Source organism: Pseudonocardia sp. KRD291, assembly GCF_019263595.1.
GTDB lineage: Bacteria > Actinomycetota > Actinomycetes > Mycobacteriales > Pseudonocardiaceae > Pseudonocardia.
On record NZ_JADQDD010000158.1, the window covers coordinates 1 to 14795 of the forward strand.

The window sequence follows — 14795 nt, forward strand, 5'->3', positions numbered from 1 at the left end:
CACGGTCTAGTTGTCCGGGAGGACGACCACCTGGCGGCGCGGCTCCTCGCCCTCGCTCTCGCTGACGACGCCCTTCACCGTGGCGACGGCATCGTGCACCACCTTGCGCTCGAACGGCGTCATCGGCCGCAGCCGGACCGGCTCGCCGGAGGCCTTGACGTCGTCGGCCGTCTGCTTGCCGAGCTCGGTCAGCTCGTCGCGGCGGCCCTGCCGCCAGCCCGCGATGTCGAGCATCAGCCGGCTGCGGTTGCCCGAGGCCTGCTGCACGGCCAGGCGGGTCAGCTCCTGCAGGCTCTCGAGCACCGAGCCCTTGTCGCCGACGAGCTTGTTCAGGTCCTCGCCGCCGTCGATGCTGACGATCGCGCGCCCGCCCTCGACGTCGAGGTCGATGTCGCCGTCGAAATCCAGGACGTCGAGCAACTTCTCCAGGTAGTCCCCGGCGATGTCCCCCTCCTGGATCAGGACGTCCTCGCCACTGGGCTTGGTCGGCTCCGGGGTCTGCACGTCACCGTCCTGTGCGGTCTTCGGCACGGTGTGTCTCCTCTCCACGTGAACGCATGGGGCGCGGCCGGCCCACGCGACGGCCGGTCTGTCCGGGCCCGTCGGGGCCGTGCTGCGCGGGTCGGGGCCTAGCGGCGCTTGTTGCGCTTGCCGGCTCCGGGACGGGACCCGCCGGACTTGCCGCCCTGGGACGGGCGCTTCCCGGACGAGCCACCGGAGGTCTTCACCGGCTTGGCGCCGGGCTTCTTCTGCCCACCCGACGGGCGCGAGCCGCTGCCGTTCGCGGAGGAGCCGTTCCCGTTCGAACCGTTTCCGTTCGAACCGTTTCCGGCCGAGGAGGCGGATCCGGTCGTGGACGCGTCCACGTCGTCGTGCTCCACCGACTCCGGCTCCACGTCGGCGTCCGAGCCGTTGCGGTCCTGGGGCCGGACCGGCTTCTGCCCGGGCTTGGGGGCCAGCGACTTGGCCGCCTCCGCCGTCTTCTCGCGCTTCTCCGTCTCCTCGACGTCGATCCGCTTGTAGACGACGTACTGCTGGCCGAGCGTCCAGAGGTTGTTCGTGACCCAGTAGAACAGCACCGCGAGCGGCAGGAACGGCGCACCGACCACGACACCGATCGGGAACACGTACAGCATCAGCTTGTTCATGATCGCGGCCTGCGCGTTGCCGGCCTGCGCCTCGGCCTGGCGGGCCACCGAGTGCCGCGCGGTGATGTGGGTGAAGACGCCCGCCGCGATCATCAGCGGGATCATCACCATCCACTGGTAGACGAGGTTCCCGCCGAGCATCTCCACGCTGGGGACGCCCTGGCCGCCGAACCCGCCGAGGGGGAACACCGCCGCACCGAGCTTGGACCCGAGCAGGTTGGAGTCGACGAACGAGCGGACCTCGTCCGCGCCGAAGAAGTAGTTCTCGGTCTTACCCGGCTTGAACTCGCGCAGCACGTGGAACAGGCCGATGAACACCGGGACCTGGACCAGCACCGGCAGGCAGCCGCCGAGCGGGTTCGCCCCGTTCTCGGACTGCAGCTTCTGCATCTCGGTGGCGAGCTTCTGCCGGTCGTTGGCGTACTTCTTCCGGAGCTTCTGCATCTCCGGGGCCATCTGCTGCATCTTGCGCATCGACCGGACCTGGCCGACGAACGGCTTGTACAGAAGAGCGCGCAGGGTGACGACGAGGAACACCACCGACAGGGCCCAGGCGAGGCCGCTCGTGTCCCCGAAGACGAAGCTGAACACCTCGTGCCACAGCCACATGATGAAGCTGATCGGGTAGTAGATGAAGTTCAGCACGGCGCTTGCTCCTCGCGGTCTCGGGCGTGGCCCGTGGTGCGGTCCTCGGCCGAGGGGCCTCTCGATCGGGAAGAAGTCGTCTCACGACGCGGCGGAACCATGTCTACCCCGCCAGGGTGCCACGGGCCGCAGCGCAGCAGCCGTCGAACGGTGAGCCAGATGCCACGGAGAAGGCCGTGCACCTCCAGCGCCTCGACCGCGTACGCGCTGCAGCTGGGGTAGAAGCGGCAGGTCGGCGGCAGCGCCGGCGAGATCCAACGCTGGTACCCACGCACCACCGACGCCGCGGCCCTCGCACCGATGCTCACGAGGACACACCCTGGTTCGGGGCCGGACGCTGGTTCGGGGCCGGACGCCCGGCGGTTCGCGGACGCTGTGCCGACCGCAACGCCGAGTCGAGATCGACACCGAGCTCGGACGACGACGCGTCCGACGACGGCGGCAGCGCGCGCACGACGAGCATCGCCCCCGGAGGGAGCCGGTCCAGCCGGTCCGCCACCAGGTGCCGCAGGCGCCGGGCCACCCGGTGCCGGACGACCGCGTTGCCGACGGCCTTGCTCACGACGAAACCCGCCCTCGGCCCGTCGTGCGCGGGCACGGCGGCGGGGCGGGTCTGGTCGAGATGGACGACGAGCCGGGTACGCCCGGCCCGACGACCACGACGGATCGTCGAGGCGAAGTCGGGCCGGCGTGTGAGCCGGGCTCGGGCCGGCAACACTGGCGCTACCCGGGTCTGCGTGACCGGCCGTCAGGCCGAGAGCTTCTCGCGCCCCTTGCGACGACGCGTCGCGAGGATCGCGCGGCCGGCGCGGGTGCGCATGCGCAGGCGGAAACCGTGCACACGCGCCCGACGGCGGTTGTTCGGCTGGAAGGTGCGCTTGCCCTTGGTCACGGTCGACTCTCCTGGACGGCGGGTTGGACGGGCGCGAGCCCGACCGCCGGTTGCTCAGCTGGATGTACTCATGGTCGTCGCCGGCCAGTGCGCAGGGCCACCACGACGAACCGAGGCACTCCACGACAGGTCGGCAGAGACCGACCACTGTCCAGCTTTCTCCTGTCAAGGGTACGCAGCCGTCTCGAAGGGGGTCAAACCAGCCCCGCTCCGCCGCTGGCACCCCCTGCGACCTGCACCGGAGCCGTACCCGCACCCACCCGTCGAACGGCCTGCGCGGACACTGCTAGCGTTCCGGCTCCGCTCGTGCGTCCCCGCACGACCCGATGTCCACCCCGGCGCCCCGCTGCGCGCCGGGCCCCGACGCCTGCGTACCTTCTTACGCACAAGTGTGGATAACCCTGGGGATGCAGCGCCACCGTGTTCAGCGCACGGGGCACCGCGCACGGGGGATGATCGCCGCAACGGGGAACGAGTCGAGGCGGGAGGGGGACACCGCGGATGACCGACCAGCCTGGAGATCTCGGACGGGTCTGGAACCGGGTCATCGCCGACCTCTCCGGAGCCTCGGCCGAGTCCGGTGCCCCGAGCCTGTCCCCCCAGCAGCGCGCCTTCCTGCGCCTGACCCGGCCGCTCGGGCTGCTCGACGGCACCGCTCTGCTCGCCGCGCCGAGCGAGTTCGCCAAGGACGCCATCGAGCGGATCCTGCGCCGCCCGATCAGTGACGCCCTGGGCCGGCATCTCGGTGTCACCGTGAACCTCGCGGTCGTGGTCGACGCCTCCGCCGCGTCCGGCGGCACCGAGGTGCCCGACCCTCCGGGCTTCGGGCGCCCCCAGCCCGGCACCGGTCTGCTGTCTCCGATCCCGGTCGGCTCCGGCGACCGGTCGTCCGACCCGTCCGGCGACCACGGACCGCGCCACACCCCGGACCGGGACGGCGCTGCAGACACCGGGTACCCCGGCGGCGTCGAGGTGCGCGAGAGCGGACCGGCCGAGTACGACGGCGCGAGCGCCGACGGCGGCGGGAGCGGTGAGCAGCTCACCACCGAACCCGCGCCCACCAACGGGGGCGGCGGCTGGTCCCCGGACGGCCGCGGCGAGTCGGCCCGCGCCGAGCAGGGCACCGCATGGCCCGCCTACACCGCGCCACAGGCGGGGGACCCGGTCGCACCGCGTTCGCAGACCCGGCTCAACGAGCGCTACACCTTTGACACATTCGTCATCGGCGCGTCGAACCGGTTCAGCCACGCCGCCGCGGTCGCGGTGTCCGAGGCGCCGGCGCGCGCCTACAACCCGTTGTTCATCTGGGGCGAGTCCGGGTTGGGCAAGACCCACCTGCTGCACGCCGTCGGGCACTACGCACAGCGGCTGTTCCCCGGGATGCGGGTCCGGTACGTCAGTACCGAGGAGTTCACCAACGACTTCATCAACTCGCTGCGCGACGACCGCAAGGTCGCGTTCCAGCGCCGCTACCGCGACGTCGACGTCCTGCTGGTCGACGACATCCAGTTCCTGGAGGGCAAGGAAGGAACCCAGGAGGAGTTCTTCCACACCTTCAACACGCTGCACAACGCGAACAAGCAGATCGTCGTCTCCTCGGACCGGCCGCCCAAGCGCCTGGAGACGCTCGAGGACCGGATGCGGACCCGCTTCGAGTGGGGCCTGATCACCGACATCCAGCCGCCCGAGCTGGAGACCCGGATCGCGATCCTGCGCAAGAAGGCCGCCCAGGACCGGCTCGCCGTCCCCGGCGACGTCCTGGAGTTCATCGCCGAGCGGATCGAGCGCAACATCCGCGAGCTCGAGGGTGCGCTGATCCGGGTCACCGCGTTCGCCTCGCTGAACCGCCAGCCGGTCGACACCCAGCTCGCCGAGATCGTGCTGCGCGACCTCATCCCGGACTCGGCCGCCTCCGAGATCACCGCGCCGACGATCATGGCGGTCACCGCCGAGTTCTTCGGCGTGACGCTCGACGACCTGTCCGGCCCGGGCAAGACGAAGGCGCTCGCGCAGGCACGCCAGATCTCGATGTACCTGTGCCGCGAGCTGACCGACCTGTCGTTGCCGCGGATCGGCCAGACGTTCGGCGGCCGCGACCACACGACCGTCATGCACGCGGACAAGAAGATCCGCAACGAGATCTCGCTCCGTCGCAAGACCTTCGAACAGGTCCAGGAGCTCACCGCGCGGATCAAGCTCCGCGCCCGGCACTGAGCCCGGCTCCTCCTCTCCCCGGCACGCCGCCCCCGCCTCCGGAGCGGGTTATCCACCGGCCGCACGGATACATCCACAGGTCACGGCGCCCGTTCGTCCGTTTCCGGCCGGTCACCGGCCGCGATCCCCGGCCGCCGGCCCCACCCACACGGACACCAGGCAGACAGGCCCTCAACGGCCCTCTGCGGCGCTCCTGGGCCGTCCCATCGCGGATCCGGAGGGGCGCCCGGGCCGTTGCCGGGCCGTGATCACGATCTCCATCGGGGACGGGCCGATCGCTGCCGCGTGTCGGTCCCACACCGCCCACTCGACGTCCGGTAGAGGGCGTTCGGCGCACAGTCGGTGATCGAGGTGATCGACTTCTCCCAGCGCCCGGTCACCCTGCGTCGACATGTCTGTGACGGGTGTGGCCATTGTGAGTCCCAGGGGTCGGGCGACCTCCCGATCGACACCGGATCCCCATCACCCTCGGTGGAAGATCCGACACGCTTCCACCCACATCTGGGGACAACTCTGTGGATTGTTGCGCAGGGACCGGTGGACGGACGGGCGTGAATCGGTGGACAACTCGGGTCCATCCCGGGGACAGATCCGGGACAGGTCGGGCGGATCGGCGTCGGTCCACCGCCCGGCGAAGCTGCCCACCGTCCGTCCCAGGGTCGGGTCCCCAGCCGACGCGGCCTGCTGACCAGCGCGGACGACCTCCATCCACACCGTGCACAGGACTTACTACTACTACTGTTTCTCCCTCTAGAGATCTCTTGAAGAAGAACAAGCACGTGGACAGGTGAACGTCGAGCACCCCGAACGGGCACGCAGGGTCAGCCACGACGACGGTCAGGGCGGCGTGGAAAGTGTCGGCCGGAGCCTCTACGGTGAGGCCTCCGGCGAACCGGGGTCCCGACATCGGGGACCGGTCGCCGGCAGTCGTGTCGTTCAGCGGTGCCTCGGCGCACCGGCGTTACCTGTCCACTCGTCGCGGACCGGCCTCCCGGCCGGTGTTCGACGCTCCACCGGGGAAGGGTTCCCGCTGCCATGAAGTTCCGGGTCGAACGCGACGTCCTAGCGGACGCGGCCGCCTGGGTGGCCCGCAGCCTCCCGGCCCGTCCACCGGTGCCGGTGCTCGGTGGCGTGCTGATCCAGTCCGGCGAGGGCGAGTCCGACGAGCGCCTGACCGTCTCCGGCTTCGACTACGAGACCTCGGCGCGGGTCGAGCTCGATGCCACGGTCGGCGAGCCCGGCCGGATGCTCGTCTCGGGCCGGCTGCTGGCCGACATCACCCGCGCCCTGCCGTCCAAGCCGGTCGACCTGGTGGTCGACGGGTCCCGCGCGACGATCAACTGCGGGAACAGCCGGTTCAGCCTCCCGACGATGCCGGTCGAGGACTACCCGCAGCTGCCGGCCATGCCCCAGCGCGCCGGCTCGGTCGACGCCGGGCAGCTCGCGGCCGCGGTGGCCCAGGTCGCCGTCGCCGCCGGACGCGACGACACGCTGCCGATGCTCACCGGCATCCGGCTCGAGATCGAGGGCACCCAGCTGACCCTGGCGGCGACCGACCGGTTCCGGCTCGCGGTCCGCGAGCTGGAGTGGGTCCCCGAGGACGACTCGATCTCGACCGCGGTGCTGATCCCTGCGAAGACCCTGGCCGAGGTGGCCAAGACGCTCTCCGGCTCGGGCACGGTGGAGATCGCGCTCTCGGCGGGCGACGGGATGCTCGGGCTCACCGGCGGCGGCCGCCGCTCGACCAGCCGGCTGCTGGACGCGGAGTTCCCCCGCTTCCGCCAGCTGATCCCGGCCGAGCACACCACGGCCGCCGAGCTCGAGGTGTCCGCGCTGGTGGAGGCGATCAAGCGGGTGTCGCTGGTGGCCGACCGGGTCGCCCAGATCCGCCTGGAGTTCGGCGAGGACGGCCTGCGCCTGGCCGCCGGCGGCGACGACGTCGGCAGCGCCGAGGAGGAGGTTCCCTGCGCGCTCGACGGCAACCCGCTGACCATCGCGTTCAACCCGGGCTACCTGCTCGACGCACTGGGGCAGCTGCACACCGACCGCGCGCAGCTCACGTTCACCACGCCCAACCGTCCGGCCCTGGTCCGCCCGGTGCCGCCCCCGGCCGCGGACGACGCGGAGGCCACGCCCCCGGAGAAGTCCGGGTACCTGCATCTGCTGATGCCGGTCCGCCTGCCCGGCTGACGAAACGAACATCCCGGCTGAGCGGGCCCGTCCGTCCGGGACCAGACTGTGCCCCGGACGCGGCCCGCCGACCCCCTCGGCGTAGGCCGGACGAGCGTGGGAAAGGGGTCTTCTCGTGCAGATCGGACTGATCGGTCTCGGCCGCATGGGCGGCAACATGCGGGACCGGTTGCGCGCGGCGGGTCACGAGGTCGTCGGCTACGACCCGCGGCCCGAGGTCAGCGACGTCGGCTCGCTCGGCGAGCTGGCCGCGGCACTGACCACGCCCCGCGTGGTCTGGGTGATGGTCCCCTCGGGCGACCCGACCCGCAGCACCGTGACGACGCTGTCCGAGACCCTGTCCGCCGGTGACCTGGTGATCGACGGAGGCAACTCCCGGTACACCGACGACGGCCCGAACGCCGAGTTGCTCGACGCGAAGGGCATCGGCTACGTCGACTGCGGCGTCTCCGGCGGCATCTGGGGCAAGGACAACGGTTACGGCCTGATGGCCGGGGGCTCCGACGAGCACATCGCCCTGGCCATGCCGATCTTCGACGCGCTGCGCCCGGAGGGCCCGCGCGAGGAGGGCTTCGCCCACGCCGGCCCGGTCGGCGCCGGGCACTTCTCGAAGATGGTCCACAACGGCATCGAGTACGGCCTGATGCAGGCCTACGCCGAGGGCTTCGAGCTGATGCAGGCCAGCGAGCTGGTGACCGACGTGCCCGGTGTCGTGCAGGCCTGGTCGCGCGGCACCGTGGTCCGGTCCTGGCTGCTGGACCTGCTGGTCAACGCGCTGAAGCAGGACCCGGACCTGACCGAGCTGGAGGGCTGGGTCGACGACTCCGGCGAGGGCCGGTGGACGATCGAGGAGGCGATCCGGCACGCCGTCCCGCTGCCGGTGATCTCCGCGGCGCTGTTCGCGCGGTTCTCCTCCCGCCAGGACGAGTCGCCTGCGATGAAGGCGGTGGCCGCGCTGCGCCACCAGTTCGGCGGGCACGCGGTGAAGTCCGCCGGCCCGACCGGCGCTCCCGGCGACAAGGCCGGCCCGTCCTCGGGCACCGGCTCGACCGCGCCGTCGTCGGACTGACCGGCCTGGCGTGTACCTGCGGCGTTTCTCGGTCACCGACTTCCGGTCCTGGCCCGATGCGGAGCTCGAGCTCGATCCCGGCGTGACGGTGCTCGTCGGCCCGAACGGGGTCGGCAAGACCAACCTCGTCGAGGGCATGGGGTACCTGGCCACGCTCGGCTCGCACCGGGTCGCCTCGGACGCCCCGCTGATCCGGCGGGGCGCGGAGCAGGCACTGGTGCGCGGCGAGGTGCACCACCAGGGCCGCAAGCTCGGGGTCGAGCTGGAGATCAACAACGGTCGGCCGAACCGGGCGCGGGTGAACCGCTCGCCGGTCACCCGCCCGCGCGACGTGCTGGGCATCCTGCGCACCGTGCTGTTCGCGCCGGAGGACCTGGCGCTGGTGCGCGGCGACCCGGGTGAGCGCCGGCGGTTCCTCGACGAGCTGCTGGTGGCCCGCTTCCCGCGCTACGCCGGGGTGCGGTCGGACTACGACCGGGTGCTCAAGCAGCGCTCGGCCCTGCTCAAGTCCGCCCGTGGCGGGCTGCGTGGCGGGTCCCGCTCCCGATCCTCGGACCCGGACGCGCCGGACGACCTCGCCACGCTCGAGATCTGGGACGGCCACCTGGCCCGGCACGGTGCCGCGCTGCTGGCCGGGCGCCGCGAGCTCGTCGTCGCGCTCGGGCCCTACGCGGCCGAGTCGTTCGCCGAGATCGCGCCGTCGTCGGACCCGATCACCCTGGACTACCGCAGCAGCATCGGGACCGCGACGGTCTCGGAGATGCCGGGCACGACCGAGGAGATCGAGGCCCGGCTGATCGAGCAGCTCGCGACCGTGCGCAGGCAGGAGGTCGAGCGCGGGGTGTGCCTGGTCGGCCCGCACCGCGACGACCTGGAGCTCACGCTCGGCGAGGGCCCGGCCAAGGGGTACGCGAGCCACGGCGAGTCCTGGGCGTTCGCACTCGCCCTCCGGCTGGCCTCCTACCGCCTGCTGCGCGCCGACGACGTCGAACCGGTGCTGGTGCTCGACGACGTGTTCGCCGAGCTGGACTCCGCCCGGCGCCGGGCCCTGGCCGGGCTGGCGGCCCAGGCCGAGCAGGTGCTGGTGACCGCGGCCGTGCCCGAGGACGTCCCGCCGGAACTGGACGGGACCCGGTTCGTCGTGGGGGAGGGACGGGTGGACCGCGAGGCCGCCCGCCCGGCGTCGTGACCCGGCCCCGCTCGCGGGTCGGCAACGACCGTCCGCCGGGCCCGGGAGGTCACGGCCGAGTAACACCGACCTGGGGACAAGTCTGTGGATATTGTGGATAACTCCGCCTCGCCTGGTGATCGTCGGGGGCCGGCTCCGCGAACGGGCCGTGAACGGCACCCCGACGGCGGTGGACAGCGCGATCCTGTCCCCACCCCTGGGGACGGCGGATCCGGCGCCGGAGGTCACGGCGAGGACACGGCATCGGGCGGTGGACCGGGCGGTAAGCGCGGGGCCGACCTGGCGCGGGACGCGCTGAAGGCGGCACGCGAGCAGTCGGCCAAGAAGGCCGCGGAGCGTTCCGCCGATCCGCTGCCGAAGCTGCGGGTGGTCTCCGGCAGGGGACGCCGGCGCCGGTGGTCGGGCTCCGGGCCCGACGACCGGGACCCGCAGCCGTTCGGCCGGATCGTCTCCCGGGTGTCGATGGACCGCGGATGGTCGCCGCGGCTGACCGACGCCACGGTGATCGGGCGCTGGCCGCAGCTCGTCGGGCCGGACGTGTCCGACCACTGCACCCCGGTGTCGTTGCGCGACGGGGAGCTGACCCTGCAGGCCGAGTCCACCGCGTGGGCCACCCAGCTGCGCACCCTGCAGCGGCAGCTGCTCACCCGCCTCGCCGCCGCGGTCGGCCCGAACGTCGTGCGCCGGATCCGGGTGGTGGCCCCGAGCGGGCCGAGCTGGCGGCACGGTCCACGGCACGTGCGCGGCCGCGGCCCTCGTGACACGTACGGCTGAGCGGAGCTTGCGGAGCGAACATCTGCGCTGACGGTCCGCCCGTCGGATCGAGGCCCGCGAGCCGCTGTCGGTGACCGACGACGCGGCCCGGGTTCCGTAGAATCGAGATGAGGGCGAGATGACGCCGTCGGAGCTGCGAGACGATCCGCCCACCGGCGTCGCGACCCGGTTCGACTCCCGTTCGCCCGTCTGTGGCGATTCTGGGCGGGTCCTAGCCGCAGTTCTGTCGGGGTCTACAAGTAGACTGGTCTCAGTGTTCCCGGGTGGCCTCTCGGCCGGTCGGGTCGTTGCGCCGGCGTGCGCGGCCCCGCAGAACGCGGCGGGTCGTGCCGGCTCACAAGGCGAGGAGATCCCAGGACTCGTGGCAGCCCAGGACAAGGCAGCGCAGAAGAACTCGTACGGCGCGTCGTCGATCACCGTGCTCAAGGGGCTGGAGGCGGTCCGCAAGCGCCCCGGCATGTACATCGGCTCGACCGGTGAACGCGGTCTGCACCACCTGATCCAGGAGGTGGTGGACAACTCGGTCGACGAGGCGATGGCCGGCTACGCCACCCGGATCGAGGTCACGCTGCTGGCCGACGGAGGGGTCCGGGTCGTCGACGACGGCCGCGGCATCCCGGTCGGGATGCACCCGGTGGAGAAGAAGCCGACCCTCGAGGTCGTCCTCACCAGCCTGCACGCGGGCGGCAAGTTCGACGACAAGTCCTACGCGGTCTCCGGTGGCCTGCACGGCGTCGGCGTCTCGGTGGTGAACGCGCTGTCCACCGCGCTCGAGGCCGAGGTGCACGTCGACGGCCAGATCTGGAAGCAGCGCTACGAGCTGGCGGTGCCCGGGGAGCTGATCGAGGCCGGGCCGACGAAGAAGACCGGGACCACGATCACGTTCTGGGCCGACGGGTCGATCTTCGAGTCGACGACCTACACGCTGGAGACGATCCGGCGCCGGCTGCAGGAGATGGCGTTCCTGAACAAGGGGCTGACCATCGTGCTGCGCGACGAGCGCACCAGCCGCGACGGCGGCTCCGTCGGCGACGCCGAGGACGAGGGCCCGGCGATCGTCGCCGACGACGAGCCGGACGCCGAGGGCTACGTCGCGAAGGTGACCGAGCACGTCTTCTGCTACCCGGGCGGGCTGGAGGACTTCGTCGCGCACCTGAACCGGAGCAAGGACCCGATCCACAAGAAGATCGTCTCCTACACCGGCGAGGGCCCCGGCCACCAGATCGAGGTGGCGATGCAGTGGAACTCGGGCTACTCCGAGTCGGTCTACACGTTCGCCAACACGATCAACACGCACGAGGGCGGCACGCACGAGGAGGGCTTCCGGCACGCGCTGACCGCGACGGTCAACAAGTACGCGCGCGACAAGAAGCTGATCAAGGAGAAGGACGCCGCGCTGTCGGGCGACGACATCCGCGAGGGACTGGCCGCGATCGTCTCGGTGAAGGTCTCCGAGCCCCAGTTCGAGGGCCAGACCAAGACCAAGCTCGGCAACACCGAGGTCAAGTCGTTCGTCCAGCGGATCAGTAACGAGTGGCTGGCGGACTGGTTCGAGCGCAATCCCAACGAGGCCAAGACGATCGTCACCAAGGCCGTCTCCTCGGCCCAGGCCCGCCTGGCCGCACGTCGTGCCCGTGAGCTGGTCCGACGCAAGAGCGCCGGCGACATCGGGGGCCTGCCCGGCAAGCTCGCCGACTGCCGGTCCACGGACCCGGTCAAGTCCGAGGTCTACATCGTGGAGGGCGACTCCGCGGGCGGCTCGGCCAAGTCCGGCCGGGACTCGATGTTCCAGGCGATCCTCCCGATCCGCGGCAAGATCATCAACGTGGAGAAGGCGCGGATCGACCGGGTCCTCAAGAACACCGAGGTCCAGGCCATCATCACGGCGTTGGGCACCGGCATCCACGACGAGTTCGACGTGGAGAAGCTGCGCTACCACAAGATCGTGCTGATGGCCGACGCCGACGTCGACGGCCAGCACATCCGGACGCTGCTGCTCACGCTGCTGTTCCGGTTCATGCGCCCGCTGGTCGAGGCCGGTCACGTGTTCCTGGCCTGCCCGCCGCTCTACAAGATCAAGTGGGGTGGCCGGAGCTCGGAGCCGGAGTTCGCCTACTCCGACGCCGAGCGGGACGGCCTGATCGAGGCCGGCCGCGCGGCCGGTAAGAAGCTCCCCCGGGACGAGGGCGTGCAGCGCTACAAGGGCCTCGGCGAGATGAACGCCAAGGAGCTGTGGGAGACCACGATGGACCCGGCGTTCCGGGTGCTGCAGCGGGTCACCCTCGACGACGCCGCGCAGGCCGACGAGCTGTTCTCGGTCCTGATGGGCGAGGACGTGGAGTCCCGCCGGTCCTTCATCACCCGTAACGCCAAGGACGTGCGGTTCCTGGACGTCTGATCCCCCGATCCGGACAGCTGATCCAGACGTACGTATGAACCGCGCGAGCAGGAGAAGAACCTCGTGACCGACACCATGGACCCACCCGGCACCACCACGGGTGAGGGCGGCGGCGACCGGATCGAACCGGTCGACATCCAGCAGGAGATGCAGCGCTCCTACATCGACTACGCGATGAGCGTGATCGTCGGTCGCGCGCTGCCGCTCGTCGAGGACGGACTCAAGCCGGTGCACCGGCGGGTCCTGTACTCGATGGGGGAGAACAACTTCCGCCCCGACCGCTCCTACGTCAAGTGCGCCCGCGTCGTCGGCGAGGTGATGGGTAACTACCACCCGCACGGCGACAGCTCGATCTACGACGCGCTGGTGCGTCTGGCCCAGCCGTGGGCGATGCGCTACCCGCTGATCGACGGGCAGGGCAACTTCGGCTCCCGGGGCAACGACCCGGCCGCGGCGATGCGCTACACCGAGTGCCGCCTGTCGCCGCTGGCGATGGCGATGCTGCAGGACATCGAGGAAGACACCGTCGGGTTCACCGACAACTATGACGGCAAGACCCAGGAACCCGACGTCCTGCCGTCGCGGGTACCGAACCTGCTGATCAACGGCAGCTCCGGGATCGCGGTCGGGATGGCGACCAACATCCCGCCGCACAACCTGCGCGAGGTCGGCGAGGGCGTCGTCTGGGCGCTGGACAACTTCGAGTGCTCCGACGAGGAGCTGCTCGAGGCGCTGATGGCCCGGATCAAGGGCCCGGACTTCCCGACCGCCGGCCTGATCGTGGGCCGCGACGGCATCGAGTCCGCCTACCGGACCGGCCGCGGCTCGGTCCGGATGCGCGCGGTCGTCGAGGTCGAGGAGGACGCCAAGGGGCGCACCACGATCGTCGTCACCGAGCTGCCCTACCAGGTCAACCCGGACAACCTCGTCGAGTCGGTCGCGGCGATGGTCCGGGACGGCAAGATGTCCGGGATCTCCGAGATCAACGACGAGTCCTCGGACCGCATCGGCATGCGGATCGTGTTCACGCTCAAGCGCGACGCCGTCGCCAAGGTCGTGCTGAACAACCTCTACAAGCACAGCCAGCTGCAGTACAGCTTCGGCGTCAACATGCTGGCCATCGTCGACGGCGTCCCGCGCACGCTGCGGCTCGACCAGGTCGTCCGGAACTACGTCCGGCACCAGATCGACGTGATCGTCCGGCGGACCCGCTACCGGCTGCGCAAGGCCGAGGAGCGCGCCCACATCCTGCGCGGCCTGGTCAAGGCGCTCGACGCGCTGGACGAGGTGATCGCCCTGATCCGCCGCTCGGAGACGGTCGACGTCGCCCGGACCGGCCTGATCGACCTGCTGGAGATCGACGGCGAGCAGGCCCAGGCGATCCTGGACATGCAGCTGCGGCGCCTCGCCGCGCTGGAGCGCCAGAAGATCGTCGACGAGCTCGCCGAGATCGAGCTGGAGATCGCGGACTACCAGGACATCCTGGCCCGGCCGGAGCGTCAGCGTCAGATCGTCCGCGACGAGCTCATGGAGATCGTCGAGAAGCACGGCGACGAGCGGCGCACCCGCCTGGTCGCCGACGACGGCGAGGTCGCCGACGAGGACCTGATCGCGGTCGAGGACGTCGTCGTCACGATCACCGAGACCGGCTACGCCAAGCGCACGAAGACCGACCTCTACCGGGCGCAGAAGCGCGGCGGCAAGGGCGTGCAGGGCGCGACGCTGAAGCAGGACGACATCGTCGCCCACTTCTTCGTCTGCTCCACCCACGACTGGATGCTGTTCTTCACCAACAAGGGCCGGGTCTACCGGCTCAAGGCCTACGAGCTCCCCGAGGCCAACCGGAGCGCCCGCGGCCAGCACCTGGCCAACCTGCTCGCGTTCCAGCCCGACGAGCACGTCGCCCAGGTCATGCAGATCAAGGACTACACGGCGCGGCCCTACCTCGTCCTCGCGACGAGAACGGGTCTGGTGAAGAAGTCCAAGCTCACCGACTTCGACTCCAACCGCACCGGCGGCCTGATCGGCATCAACCTGCGCGACGACGACGAGCTGGTCGGTGCCGTGCTCTGCTCCGGGGACGACGACCTGCTGCTGGTCTCGGCGGAGGGGCAGTCGATCCGGTTCACCGCGACCGACGACGCGCTGCGCCCGATGGGCCGGGCGACGTCCGGCGTGCTGGGCATGCGGTTCAACACCGGGGACCGGCTGCTCGCGCTCAGCGTGATCCGGCCGGACACGTTCCTCCTGGTCGCCACGGCGGGCGGATACGCCAA

12 protein-coding genes are annotated in these 14795 nt (G+C 71.0%); 7 read left to right on the forward strand and 5 right to left on the reverse strand.

Going from position 1 to position 14795, the window contains the following annotated elements:
• Positions 1 to 6: 6 nt before the first annotated feature.
• The 5 genes from I4I78_RS20385 to rpmH form a co-directional block, all read right to left on the reverse strand.
• Positions 7 to 531 (reverse strand): R3H domain-containing nucleic acid-binding protein, encoded by a 525-nt coding sequence (locus tag I4I78_RS20385; RefSeq protein ID WP_218613040.1) that lies wholly within the window; start codon positions 529 to 531, stop codon positions 7 to 9.
• A 98-nt stretch (positions 532 to 629) separates the two neighbouring features.
• Complete coding sequence (gene yidC / locus I4I78_RS20390) at positions 630 to 1793, reverse strand: membrane protein insertase YidC (protein ID WP_218613041.1); 1164 nt, start codon at positions 1791 to 1793, stop codon at positions 630 to 632.
• Positions 1787 to 2101 (reverse strand): membrane protein insertion efficiency factor YidD, encoded by a 315-nt coding sequence (gene yidD / locus I4I78_RS20395; RefSeq protein ID WP_218613042.1) that lies wholly within the window; start codon positions 2099 to 2101, stop codon positions 1787 to 1789. The genes yidC and yidD overlap by 7 nt, the downstream gene beginning before the upstream one ends.
• Positions 2098 to 2511 (reverse strand): ribonuclease P protein component, encoded by a 414-nt coding sequence (gene rnpA / locus I4I78_RS20400; RefSeq protein ID WP_218613043.1) that lies wholly within the window; start codon positions 2509 to 2511, stop codon positions 2098 to 2100. The genes yidD and rnpA overlap by 4 nt, the downstream gene beginning before the upstream one ends.
• 30 nt (positions 2512 to 2541) lie before the next feature.
• Positions 2542 to 2685: a 50S ribosomal protein L34 gene (gene rpmH, locus I4I78_RS20405; RefSeq protein ID WP_130288014.1), complete on the reverse strand. Its 144-nt coding sequence runs from the start codon at positions 2683 to 2685 to the stop codon at positions 2542 to 2544.
• A gap of 501 nt (positions 2686 to 3186) precedes the next feature.
• On the opposite strand from rpmH, the gene dnaA reads away from it, so the two are divergent.
• The 7 genes from dnaA to gyrA form a co-directional block, all read left to right on the forward strand.
• A complete protein-coding gene (gene dnaA, locus I4I78_RS20410; protein ID WP_218613044.1) occupies positions 3187 to 4899 on the forward strand; it encodes a chromosomal replication initiator protein DnaA in 1713 nt (570 codons plus the stop codon).
• A gap of 1035 nt (positions 4900 to 5934) precedes the next feature.
• Complete coding sequence (gene dnaN / locus I4I78_RS20415; protein ID WP_218613045.1) at positions 5935 to 7089, forward strand: DNA polymerase III subunit beta; 1155 nt, start codon at positions 5935 to 5937, stop codon at positions 7087 to 7089.
• A 115-nt stretch (positions 7090 to 7204) separates the two neighbouring features.
• Positions 7205 to 8158 (forward strand): phosphogluconate dehydrogenase (NAD(+)-dependent, decarboxylating), encoded by a 954-nt coding sequence (gene gnd / locus I4I78_RS20420; RefSeq protein ID WP_218613046.1) that lies wholly within the window; start codon positions 7205 to 7207, stop codon positions 8156 to 8158.
• Positions 8159 to 8168: 10 nt separating this feature from the next.
• A complete protein-coding gene (gene recF, locus I4I78_RS20425; RefSeq protein ID WP_218613047.1) occupies positions 8169 to 9347 on the forward strand; it encodes a DNA replication/repair protein RecF in 1179 nt (392 codons plus the stop codon).
• Positions 9348 to 9713: 366 nt separating this feature from the next.
• Complete coding sequence (locus I4I78_RS32940; RefSeq protein ID WP_308252246.1) at positions 9714 to 10121, forward strand: DciA family protein; 408 nt, start codon at positions 9714 to 9716, stop codon at positions 10119 to 10121.
• 361 nt (positions 10122 to 10482) lie between these two features.
• Positions 10483 to 12519 carry a DNA topoisomerase (ATP-hydrolyzing) subunit B gene (gene gyrB / locus I4I78_RS20435; protein ID WP_308252247.1) on the forward strand — a complete coding sequence of 679 codons (2037 nt, stop codon included), beginning with the start codon at positions 10483 to 10485 and terminating at the stop codon, positions 12517 to 12519.
• Between the two features lie 75 nt (positions 12520 to 12594).
• The coding region (gene gyrA / locus I4I78_RS20440) for a DNA gyrase subunit A (RefSeq protein WP_218613050.1) at positions 12595 to 14795 on the forward strand (2201 nt) is incomplete at its 3' end.

What these genes read in the sequence shown, in the direction of transcription:
- dnaA (WP_218613044.1), top strand. Translation starts at nt 3,187, where the DNA reads ATGACCGACCAGCCTGGAGATCTCGGACGGGTCTGGAACCGGGTCATC.
- dnaN (WP_218613045.1), top strand. Translation starts at nt 5,935, where the DNA reads ATGAAGTTCCGGGTCGAACGCGACGTCCTAGCGGACGCGGCCGCCTGG.